Origin of the sequence: Pseudoalteromonas sp. OF5H-5 (assembly GCF_021530695.1) — a bacterium.
In the GTDB taxonomy this organism is placed as follows: domain Bacteria; phylum Pseudomonadota; class Gammaproteobacteria; order Enterobacterales; family Alteromonadaceae; genus Pseudoalteromonas.
In genome coordinates, this window is sequence record NZ_JAKGBF010000010.1 from 201,654 (window position 1) to 213,454 (window position 11,801).

Sequence of the window (11,801 nt, forward strand, 5' to 3'; positions counted from 1 at the left end):
AGCATTTATTATGAAAACACTATTACCAACGTCTACTGCTGGCAGTCTACCTAAGCCCGCTTGGCTTGCTCAGCCAGAAACCCTGTGGTCACCTTGGAAACTAGAGGGCGACGAGCTTATTGATGGCAAAAACGATGCGCTACGTATTGCTTTGCAAGAGCAACAACTTGCAGGGATTGATATCGTGAGTGACGGCGAACAAACCCGTCAACACTTTGTAACCACTTTTATTGAACACCTAAGCGGTGTGGACTTTGAGAAGCGTCAAACCGTAAAAATTCGCGACCGCTATGATGCCAGTGTCCCGACCGTAGTTGGCCCAGTATCTCGCCAAAAGCCAGTTTTTGTTGAAGATGCCAAATTTTTACGCAGCCAAACAGACAAACCTATCAAATGGGCATTGCCAGGTCCTATGACGATGATAGATACGCTGTATGACGACCACTACAAAAGCCGTGAAAAGCTAGCGTGGGAATTTGCGAAGATCCTTAACCAAGAAGCCAAAGAGCTGGAAGCCGCTGGAGTCGATATCATTCAATTCGACGAACCGGCGTTTAATGTCTTTTTTGATGAGGTCAACGACTGGGGCATTGCGGCGCTTGAACGTGCTATTGAAGGACTCAAATGCGAAACCGCAGTGCATATCTGTTACGGTTACGGCATTAAAGCTAACACCGATTGGAAAAAGACCTTAGGATCAGAATGGCGTCAATATGAAGAGGCATTTCCTAAGCTACAAAAATCCAATATCGATATCATCTCTTTAGAGTGCCATAACTCTCACGTGCCAATCGACTTGTTAGCGTTGATCCGTGGTAAAAAAGTGATGGTTGGTGCGATTGATGTTGCAACCAACACCATCGAAACGCCAGAAGAAGTTGCCAACACACTACGCAAAGCGCTTGAGTTTGTTGACGCCGACAAACTCTACCCATGCACTAACTGCGGTATGGCACCACTTTCTCGTGAAGTGGCAAGAGGTAAGCTAGCTGCATTGAGCGCAGGGGCTGAACTTGTGCGCCAAGAGCTATTAGCCAAAAAATCAGCTTGATAAATACTGAATTAACAATAGTTTTAGCTGCTAAATAAAACCTAAATTATGTGCCGCCTTCAAGGAGTGATAGGTGGTGCGGCTTTACAACCTTAATCAGTGTTCAGTACGACGGTTTATTACTTAAACTCACCAGGTAACTTCTACTCGCTCTTGTTATCATTGGAGCATCCATATAATTTATTCTCTAATTTATAAGTTAAACCATCAAGCCTAATGCAACCAAGAAATAAGGTTTATACTTGCTAAACAGGTGTTAGTATCTACAAGCTAATGACGCAATAAGGATATCATTTGTATGAAAACTACTGCCCTCCTATTACTTTTACTCTGTGTACATAACGCCCAGAGTAAAGCGCGGGATCTAGATACCGAAAGAAATTTGTATGTTCAAACTACAACTCTAGAAGCGTTTAGTCTGGATGACGTACAAAAAGGCACATTACATGCCATAATCCAGAACGCAGAACTAGACAAAAGAATAGATGCTGAATACGAGGATGGTGCTAAATACGCTATCGGAGATACAAGCCGGTCAATCCCCTACACGGGCAATGAAATACTTCACATAACAATAAATAATGAAATGAATTCTGAGAGCTTCACCTTAAAACCAACTTATTTAGCCTATGGTAGTGATTTAATTTTAAGGTCAATCAGTTTTGAATCACAAGAGAAAAGAGCCAGAACCAAAGCCAGACTAATCTTATTTTTGGAAGATGGCGGGAAATCTGCACCCACTCAACTCTATTATGAGCTTGTTATTAAAACGGAAGGAAAAGAAATATACATGGAGCTCTCAAAAGATTGGCAAATCATTAAAGCAATTGAAACAAAACAAAAAAGACGTCCGTTTTTGGGCAATGACGTAATGGAAGTAAGTGGCTTCTTACCCGACCAAGCTCAGGAGATAATACGATAATCTTAAGTAGCTTACCGTTAATTAACGGCTGGGAAGTAAAGGTGCTATATAAACCCAGAAAGAGCATTTGAAACTCTAAAGGGCAAGAAATACTCTCATTGCTTACGAACATCAACTAAAAATATTATCAATTTTCATTTGCTTTCAAACACTTAATAAATCCGCTATTTCCCCCTTCACCTAACACGCTTTTTTGACTTGAAAAGTACGGATAAAATGGCCTTCTCATAAGTCAGTTTGTTTTCAATCTGAAGTTTAGATAAAAGAGAAGCTAACTCATTATTTTTAAAGTTAGCCTCAAATCACCTCCTTGTCTCACTCAAAAGCACCCACCAAAGATTATCTCATCAGGTAAAATCCCATGTAATCAAGGCGATTATATCTATTTGATCCTATACTCACATTGGCGCTTGTGCGTTTGTAAAACAGACAAAGTAACTGGGTTGCTATAAGCGCACATTTATTTGATTATTTATGGCTTTTTATCGTTTTACTTAGAATAAGCAACTCGAGAAGGTAGACTACGATGGCGCGGTTCCAGATCCCCAGCGAACAAATCGGATCAATTCCTCGAAACCCCTGTTTAATAAGCGCTTACAGGGACTATAAGCAAGGAAAGATAAGTTACGCAGTTTTAAACGAAATTGCAGAGCGTGAAACACAACAAGTGATAAAAGAGCTCGAAGCGATTGGTTGTCAGATCGTCAGTGATGGCGAGCAAAGAAAGTTTGATGGTTTTGCTCACTATTGCTTACACGATTCACCTTGCTACTCAGATCAGGGCTTGCTCGTTGATTTTAACGATGGTCACTCTCGGGTCTTTGCGCCACACCTTAAAGTACCGCCATTTCGCTATCAACATACGGCGGATGAGTTTCTCGCTTTCGCACTCAAACATGCAACTGTGCCCGTCAAACAAGCCGTTATTTCTCCTTCAATGTTGAGCTTAGTTTATCCTTCTCACGGAATTGAAAATTACGATCACGAAAGTTTTATCAGTGATTTGATAACTGAGCATGTTGGCGAAGTAAAACGCTGCTTAGCACTGGGTGCACACAAAGTACAAATTGACTTTACGGAAGCTAGGCTGTCTTTAAAACTAGACCCGTCAGGTCAGACCCTCAAGTCCTTTGTTGAGCTAATCAATAAATGTCTCGCCCAATTTAGTGATAGCGAAAGGCAACGAATTGGTATTCATACATGTCCGGGTGCTGATATTGATGCAACTCATAGCGCCGACATTGACTATAAATACCTGCTGCCTACGCTTTTCGACATTAATGCAGGAAGCTTCTACGTTGCACTTAGAGGTGAAGAGAACCCCAAGAAAACCCTGAAGCTGATAGGCAGCATCCTCAAGCCCTTCCAACGTGTATTTATTGGCGTGATTAACCCGAATAGTCGCGAAATTGAGAGCCCCGGATCCGTACGAGATCTCGTGTTACTGGCGAGTGAATTTATTCCTATTCCACAGCTAGGCACTTGTGATGATTGCGGTTTTTCGCCATTCGCTGATGATAGTTCAACAACCAGAGAAATCGTATATGAAAAAATAAAATCGCGACTAGTCGGCACACAAATGGCCGAAGAAGCACTCAATACACGTTCGTAGAAAAATTGAATTAGCCAATGGACTATGTATGAGCGAAGTATTTCCATCTAAATCGGATGACGCAGATCTAATTACTAAACTTGAAGATGAAGTTCTGGCGTTAGAAATAGAAAACCACAAGCTGCAACAAAGGTTACGTGAGAACGAATACGACAGAAAAGCTCTGCTGGATATTCAAAAGCTTGCTAATGTCGGTACGTGGCGGCTTAACCACCTAACCTACAGCGTTAAAATGAGCGATAAACTTGCTGCAATGCTCGGTATTGATGGCGGATCCGTTACACAGTGGGACGATTTTATCAATGCACTAGATCCAAGTGCCGAGCTTGCAATAAAACAACAACTTCACAATGTTTTTGTTCACGGTGGAAGCACCACATTTGAGCATGTTGTAACTAGAGCTGACGGCTCCACACTTTATGTAAGACACCACTGTGAAACGCTACTAAACGGCATTGGCCAACCACTTAATTCAATTGGCCTGATGCTGGATGTCACACAAGATAAAGTCAAGGCCGCGCAATTGGAAGTGCTATCGAATAAGGATGAACTAACCAATTTATACAATCGTCGGAAAATGAATCAGGCACTACACAAGGAAACGACCGAGTGTTTAACTAACGGGCTCCCCCTCAGCACGATTATTCTAGACTTAGATCTGTTTAAGCAAGTGAACGATAGGTTTGGCCACCATATCGGCGATGAAGTGTTGGTGCTCGTGTCGCAGGAAATTCAAAATAGTCTAAGGTCAACGGACATCGCATCTCGTTGGGGAGGTGAAGAGTTTCTTATCTTGTGCCCCAACACCTATCTCAACGATGCACAGAAAGTAGCAGAGCGGATCCGTAAAGCGATTGAAGCCATTCAATTATCCTGCCCACACAAGATCACAGCCAGTTTTGGCGTAGGCAGTTTACAAGATGGTCAAGACCTATCTGAGATGCTAAAGCGAGTTGACTCAGCCCTATACCAAGCGAAAAAAGCAGGTAGAAACTGCATACGAGTAGAGCCTGAATAGCGCAAATGCATACTTAATACGGTTATTGACACTATTTAACCTGAGGTTTGGATATTATCGTGAAAAATCCTTATGTTAGGTACGTCACTCATATGACAGTTTTACGTTATTGTTGCGTCATGACCAGAGCGCCACGTAGATCATACCAAAATCAAGTTAATGAACGACGGATAATTCACAGGTACGCATTGTATCCAGCAGAACTATTCTTTGTCTCTCGTAAACAACCTTCTTACACTCCCCTTCATTTGATACACCGAGTTTTTATTTCATTCTATCGCGTATTAGGTGACATTGAATTACACCTGAATAACTATGAAGCCCACATAAAAATTATATTGAAGGTGGCGATATGCCTTTTGAATTGAAACGGACGCTTATTTGCACTTTACTGGCTTGCGCTGCATTGCCAGCACTAGCACAAACTGAGGTGGGATTACAGGCTAAAGACATTTTTGAACTGGAATATGCAAACGACCCACAAATATCCCCAGATGGTACTCAAGTTGTCTATGTGCGTAACAAAAATGACGTGATGAAAGATGCTAAGCGACAAAACCTGTGGCTGGTCGATACGAAATCAGGCGCACAATCACCACTCTTCTCTGATGAAAACAATTACAGTCAACCTCGCTGGTCGCCGGATGGTAGCAAAATCGCCTTTGTGAGCAATGTATCTGGCAGCACACAAATTCATGTGCATTATCTTGCTCAAAACCGTACGGCACTACTTACACAGTTGCAATCTGGGATCAGTGGCTTAACTTGGTCACCAGATGGCAAATGGCTGGCTTTTAGCCAAAAGGTTGCTGAAAAGCCAGCAGTCATTGCCAAGATGCCAGAAAAACCAAAAGGCGCGAAGTGGTCCGACTCTGCCATTGTTATCGACAAAGCCTACTACCAAGCAGATGGCCGAGGCCTTATCAAACCGGGCTATCGCCAGATCTTCGTGTTACCGAGTGAAGGCGGCACGCCACGCCAATTAACCTCTGGTAATTATCACCATAGTGGGAAACTCGCGTGGCGAGCAGATGCTAAGGCCATTGTATTTTCAGCAAACCGTATTGCAGACTGGGAATACAAGCGCCTAGAAGGCGACTTATTCGAAGTTGATTTTAACCGTAATATCACCCAGCTTACGTCGGCCCCTGGTCGTGAGTACGCACCTAGTTTTTCCGAAAATGGTAAACAGCTGGCTTATCTTAGTGCATCGAATGCGCTAAACCCTTACCGTAATAGCAAGCTGAATATCATGGATTGGCAGGACAAAACCTCCCACATGATTGCCAAAGACTTCGACCGCTCAATCCAAAACCCAACTTGGATTAGCAGTGATAGACTGGCGATGACGTACGATGACCACGGCAAGCGAAAGCTCGCGAGCATCACCACAAAAGGCAAAATTACCGACATCACAGATACGCTCTCAGGCACAACCCTTGGTCGCCCTTATCTAAGCGGTGAATTTAGTGCTAACTTTGATGGAGAAATTGCCTTTACTCAGGGTTCGAGTGAGCGCCCTGCTGACATCGCAATCACGACAAGAAAAGGCAAAGTAGCGCAATTAACCCGCCTTAACGAAGACCTACTTGCACATAAAACCCTTGGTAAAGTGCATGAGATCACGTATAGCTCGTCGTTCGACGGGGAGAAAATTCAGGGCTGGTATATTACGCCACCAAATTTTGACCCAAACAAAAAATATCCATTACTACTAGAAATTCACGGTGGTCCACACTTAGCCTACGGCCCCCATTTCTCAGCAGAATTACAGCGTTATGCCGCTGAAGGTTATGTGGTATTTTACGACAATCACAGAGGCAGCAGCTCTTACGGCGAACGCTTTGCGATGTTGCTCAAGTACAAATACAGCTCGAAAGAAGACTTTGCCGATCATAACTCAGGGGTAGACGCTATGCTTGAGAAAGGCTTTATCGACAAAGATAATCTGTTTATTGCTGGCGGTTCTGCAGGTGGTATCGCAACAGCCTACGCAATTGGCTTAACTAACCGTTTCAACGCTGCTGTTGTCGTAAAGCCTGTGATCAACTGGCTGAGTAAAGTACTTACCGCTGACAGTGGCCTTGGTCAAATTCCAACGCAATTCCCAGGTATGCCATGGGAGCATATGGAACACTATTGGCAACGCTCACCGCTTTCGCTCGTTGGCAACGTAACCACCCCAACCATGCTAATGACGGGTGAAGAAGACTTGCGCACGCCAATGGCCGAAACCGAACAGTTCTACCAAGCACTTAAGCTGCGTAAAATTGATTCTGTACTGGTCAAAATTCCAGGTGCGCCACATGGAATTGCAGGCCGTCCTTCTCGGATGATCAGCAAAATCGAGCACTCGCTCGCTTGGTTTGAAAAGTACAAGAAGTAAGGAAAAAAGCCGCGTAAAGCGGCTTTTTTCATAAATCGACTCATTTTTAATCTGAAGTTTAGCTTAAAAAGCTAACTCAATGTTTTTAAGATTAGCCAGAACGGAACCGTAATTTCGACTAACTGATAACGTTATAAATCTAGCCAAAATAGTTAAATCCAACTGCATTCCAAATCCAAAATGCATAAATAAAACTCAAGCAACTCAGTGTAAAAATCACATAGTGTATTTTATAAAACCAATGCAAATCACTCATGCGCAACATGATTGGAAGACTTAGCACTTTCAAAAAGGTCGTGAGAACGATTGCTATCACCAAAGACAGTAGCAGCTTTACCTCTATGGTGGGAAAGCTTACGTGAAATTGATATTCATCGAACACAATATCGGCATTCATTAAAACAAAGCCCAGCACTGCTGCAAGTATCATACTTGAACTAAAAAATGCCAGCTTTTCAACTACGCCAAGCCTTTTGCTTTTACGAGCTCGAACAAAACTGAACAGCAAAGTGGATAGCGATAACAACGAAGATATCGCCAACGCCAAATTGAAGAAAAGTGGGCTTTGTAAAAAGCTTAATCGTTCATAATCGCCAGACCACATACTCGCCGAAAAACGATTTACCGTCCCTGTCCCATCGCGATAAAAGTAAAAAATAGGCGCGTCTCGAGCTCCGGCTTGAAAGACGTCCGCTTCAAGGTGCTCCAGTTTTATTTTATTCCCTGCAACCATCATAACTAACCTATTTTGGTCATCAATGGCTATCTCAGCCGCCGCATCTAATGCGGCCAGTTTTTCCAGTTGAGTATACGAACGACGAGTACTCAGAAATGTTCCCGTATAATCTTCAAGGTTTGCTTGGCTAACTTGCTGTTTTAAAACCTGCGTGTAGATGTTTGCTTGGGAAGATGTGCTGAGCTGCGACGGCTTTACAAGATTTATCGGCTTGTTTCGATAAAATTTATTAAATATCGCAGTCGGTAAAGCCTCAACAAAGTGTGCCCCGCTTCCCATAACGTTAGTTGAAACAAAAACACCTAATTTAACTTCAGGAAAGATCATCATGTTGGCGGCAAACGTATGTGTGGCACCAGAGTGATGACGCTGCTCATAACCCTTAAGCTTGCCATTAAACATGCCATGAGCAACCCCTGTCGCCAGCGGTCTATCGTCGTATAGTCGATGTATCATTGTTTTTTGGGTGGTTGGCTGCACGAACAGGTTGTTGTCATCCATCAGAGCTGACATATAAAGCGCCATGTCATGTGCAGTTGCAGAAATGGCCCCTGCACCACCTACATGCCCAATAAATTCAAAAGGTTTAGCGATATTATTGCCTTGTCTATCCCTAAAATACCCCGTTGCAAGCTGTTGTTGTAGATCAGGTTTCATCGCAGTTAAGGCTGCACTGGTTTTTACTGGCTCTCGTAATGTCGTGTTTTGCATACCCAGTACAGAAAAAATATGTTGCTCCATATAAGTCGCTAAATCCATACCCGACTGCAACTCGACGAGATAACCAAGCAAAGCAAAACCATAGTTAGAATAGGATACATTAACACCTGGTGGCCAAATTCTCTTGGGCATATGTGTTGCGAGATATCGCTCTGTACTGAGCATTTCTGAGGCATTTTCAACGAACAAGCTACCGGCATCCGCTTCTTCAAAACCCGCCCGATGACTTAACAGGGCATGTATTGTAATAGGCGCTTCAAAGGTGTCAGGTATTTTAAATTCGCTCAGATATTCATTTATATCAGTATCTATAGATAACTTACCCTGCTCCACCAGCTGCATCACTGCAAGTGCAGTCATAGTTTTGGTGATAGAACCGATGCGAAATAGTGTTTTACTCGGTTTAACCATAGCTTGGCTGTATACATCAGCAAATCCATAGCCTTTGAGTAATACAATTTCACCATCTTTGACGACAGTAACCGCAACTCCTGGCAGATTATATTGCACCCTTGCCTTTTTGACCCAGTCATCAACATAAGTCCGTAGTCTTTTTAAATCTGGGTTTTCCAAGGGCGCTTGTACATCGCTAACTGCGCTATCACGCAACAGCTGTGGGCTGTTATCACCCCACGCTTTCGCGTTAAAAAATATGCCGATCGCGACAGTTAACACCAAGGCTTTTAGAACAAGTGTAATATCAACAAACTTCGTTTTCATATTAGCTTCACGTCCCTTTGTTTGTAATGCGCATCAGTGGGGCTCAAAAAGGTATACAGGAGCCCCATCGTCAAAAACTAGGTTTCTTTGAGTATTTGGAACTTCAATATCGACTAAGAGTTAGCGGTATTATCAGTTTTACCTTCGCGCTCCACCGTGCCAATCATACTCACCACTTTCTTAGATACTGCTTCAAGCTGCCTAGAAGTAGTTGCACCAAAAATGCCTTCGATAAACTCAGATCGAGTATCTAGTATCGACTCACCAACCACCTCGTTAGTGTCAGTGTTTATTAGCTTTACATTGAGCTTCAGCTCGGCATCACCCGCCATTACACCTACCATAAAGCGGCCAAATCCAGACACATAACGAAAGTGCTCGATGGTGATCTCGACTGATAAAGGTGCTTGAGCTGCACTTCCAGACTCAACAATACTGCCATTAAAGTCTTTGGCTATTAGCGCTTTTAGCTCATTAATGCTGTTAGAAAGTGACTTACTTTTAGAAACTGAGTGCGATGGAGTAATATCCAAAAATACACTTTGTGGCGTGTTCACTACAGCTCTATTCGCTGTTTTACTTGTCTCTTGAATGTGGGCGGCGCAGCCACTGAAAATAAGCACTGCGATTATTACGGCAAATATTTTAAAATGTTTCATTAGGGGCAAATTTCCGACCTTCAATATATATTCGGTTAACGACATGCTAACCTTCGTTGGCAGCTATGGTATCAAATATTTTCCCGTAATGGGTAAGCAGTTGAATCACCTCTGTTCTTTGGCTTTGCATCGATTGTGATTTATTTGATAGGTTTAATGACCAAAGCCTGGGTTAACTAAGTTTCCTTGTGAAGAGTATTAAGCAAACTCTGTAGTGGATACATCAGCAATTTCGTTCAAGTTTTTTATTGATAGCTTGAATATATTGACTTGGTAGTTTTGCAAAAGTGCTCAAACAGAAGGAGGGAGTGTGAGTAAAAATAATCACTTTATATATACCCATAGTGCTCAGCAGGATGATGTGTCCATGCTGAGCGCAACCATGAGTGATTTCACCTACACCAAACATGCTCATGAAGAGTACTCGATCGGGCTCACTCTAAAAGGCAGACAAGACTTTTTCTGTCGCAGTGCTTTTTATAAAAGTCAGCCTGGCTGCGTAATGCTTTTCAATCCCGAAGATATCCATGACGGTCATTCTGGGGGAGAACACAGCTTAGAATATGTGATGCTTTATGTGCACCCAAGAGAATTGCAACCACTGTTTCGCTCTCTTGGTTATAAACAAGAAACAGTACTAAGACTTAACGACACCTTGTTCAATGACCCACTGTTGCGCTATCAAGTTCTTACCATATCTCAGCAACTTTTGGGACGATCCTACTCCAAAATTGAGCACGAAGCCGCCTTGTTTCAGTTGGCTCAATCATTGGTTCGTTTGCATGGCTGTTTAGAGTTACCACTTGGTAAAACAAGGGCTGAAATTTTAGTACTAAGAGCTAAAGACTATATATTGGCTAATCTTGCCAACGATATTTCGGTTGATGACATCGCTGATGTCGCCAATATGTCTAAATATCACTTTATTCGAGCTTTTCGAGAACACTTTTGCATAACTCCACACCAGTATGTTTTGAATTGTCGTATCAACTATGCTCGCAAACAGCTACTTGTAGGCCGTAGCGCCACCACCGCAGCGGTAGAGTCCGGCTTTGCTGATGCCAGTCACTTAAATCGTAACTTTAAACGCGTATTTGGCATGACACCAAAACAATTTCAGTTGCAGTTGGGCCGTTAGCTTAGCTCGTCGACTGCTTATATCGGAGTAGTAAATCATGTCAGAAATTTTCGCCTATGCTATCGGGGTAATGTATACCCCTGGGCCTATCAACTTGCTTGGTCTACATAGTGGTCTAAACAAACAGACGCGTGTTCATCTCGGTTTTTTCGCCGGTGTTGGAATGGCAATGTTCATCTTGTTCGTTATCTTAGGGATTGTCGGGCTCAAGTTTATTAATCCACAGCTACTGCCTTTTATCAGCTTGGCTGGGTGCCTTTATATTCTATATATTGCTTGGAAAGTGGCACATGCTAACGTTGAGCTCTGTGATAAGCGAAGTGCGGCCAAATCGTTGAGCTTTCGAGACGGACTTTTCATGCAACTACTCAACCCCAAAGCGCTAATCGCAACGTTGCCGGTTTCTACCATTCAGTTTCCAAGCGTTGGCATTACCGGCATTGCCGTTGTCATATGGTCAATGCTCCTTGCTGTACTTGCATTCGGAGCCCCCACTAGCTATTCGATAGTGGGTTCAATGATGGGTAAACAGATCTCCGATCCCAAGTATTTTAAAGCTTTTAACTTAGTAATGGCTGCGCTATTAGTCTACGTGTCTTTAAGCATTGGTTATGACCATGTCATAATGCCTTGGATAGTGAAATAACAAATGAGTAGGTGAAATGGTAATGGCTGAGAGATAATGGCTGACATATATGGACGCTCAGCTGCTGTCAAGTAATACTCATCCAACAAGGTTGTTTTAACAGCCTTGTTGCTTCTTTTATTTATCTCTCATTTACTATTTGTATGTATTGATAAACAGTCACTTTGAGTCACCCTAAATAAGGTGCTGCTCT

9 protein-coding genes are annotated in these 11,801 nt (G+C 42.8%); 7 read left to right on the top strand and 2 right to left on the bottom strand.

The features are described from left to right. The first annotated feature begins 10 nt into the window (after nt 1-10). From L1271_RS15840 to L1271_RS15860, 5 genes are all read left to right on the top strand, one after another. Entirely contained in the window at nt 11-1,051 is a 1,041-nt protein-coding gene (locus tag L1271_RS15840; RefSeq protein ID WP_010370114.1) for a methionine synthase, read from the top strand. Nucleotides 1,052-1,349: 298 nt separating this feature from the next. Beyond that, the gene (locus tag L1271_RS15845; RefSeq protein ID WP_235368265.1) at nt 1,350-1,973 is read left to right on the top strand and encodes a hypothetical protein; all 624 of its coding nucleotides are present in this window, start codon (nt 1,350-1,352) and stop codon (nt 1,971-1,973) included. Between the two features lie 526 nt (nt 1,974-2,499). Next, on the top strand, nt 2,500-3,585 hold the full coding sequence (locus tag L1271_RS15850) for a 5-methyltetrahydropteroyltriglutamate--homocysteine methyltransferase (protein ID WP_235368266.1): 1,086 nt from the start codon (nt 2,500-2,502) through the stop codon (nt 3,583-3,585). A gap of 28 nt (nt 3,586-3,613) precedes the next feature. Next, on the top strand, nt 3,614-4,603 hold the full coding sequence (locus L1271_RS15855) for a sensor domain-containing diguanylate cyclase (RefSeq protein WP_235368267.1): 990 nt from the start codon (nt 3,614-3,616) through the stop codon (nt 4,601-4,603). A 352-nt stretch (nt 4,604-4,955) separates the two neighbouring features. Further along, nucleotides 4,956-6,989, top strand: coding sequence for a S9 family peptidase (locus tag L1271_RS15860; protein ID WP_235368268.1), 2,034 nt, complete (start codon nt 4,956-4,958; stop codon nt 6,987-6,989). Nucleotides 6,990-7,128: 139 nt separating this feature from the next. Here L1271_RS15860 and L1271_RS15865 read toward each other — a convergent pair whose 3' ends face one another. Together L1271_RS15865 and L1271_RS15870 are read right to left on the bottom strand one after the other, a co-directional pair. Next, the gene (locus tag L1271_RS15865; RefSeq protein ID WP_235368269.1) at nt 7,129-9,165 is read right to left on the bottom strand and encodes a serine hydrolase domain-containing protein; all 2,037 of its coding nucleotides are present in this window, start codon (nt 9,163-9,165) and stop codon (nt 7,129-7,131) included. A gap of 113 nt (nt 9,166-9,278) precedes the next feature. Next, nucleotides 9,279-9,824, bottom strand: coding sequence for a DUF4410 domain-containing protein (locus tag L1271_RS15870; RefSeq protein WP_045990352.1), 546 nt, complete (start codon nt 9,822-9,824; stop codon nt 9,279-9,281). A gap of 310 nt (nt 9,825-10,134) precedes the next feature. On the opposite strand from L1271_RS15870, the gene L1271_RS15875 reads away from it, so the two are divergent. Continuing rightward, nucleotides 10,135-10,962, top strand: coding sequence for an AraC family transcriptional regulator (locus L1271_RS15875; protein WP_235368270.1), 828 nt, complete (start codon nt 10,135-10,137; stop codon nt 10,960-10,962). Nucleotides 10,963-10,999: 37 nt separating this feature from the next. After that, nucleotides 11,000-11,608 (top strand): LysE family translocator, encoded by a 609-nt coding sequence (locus L1271_RS15880; RefSeq protein ID WP_235368271.1) that lies wholly within the window; start codon nt 11,000-11,002, stop codon nt 11,606-11,608. The last annotated feature ends 193 nt before the right edge of the window (nt 11,609-11,801 follow it).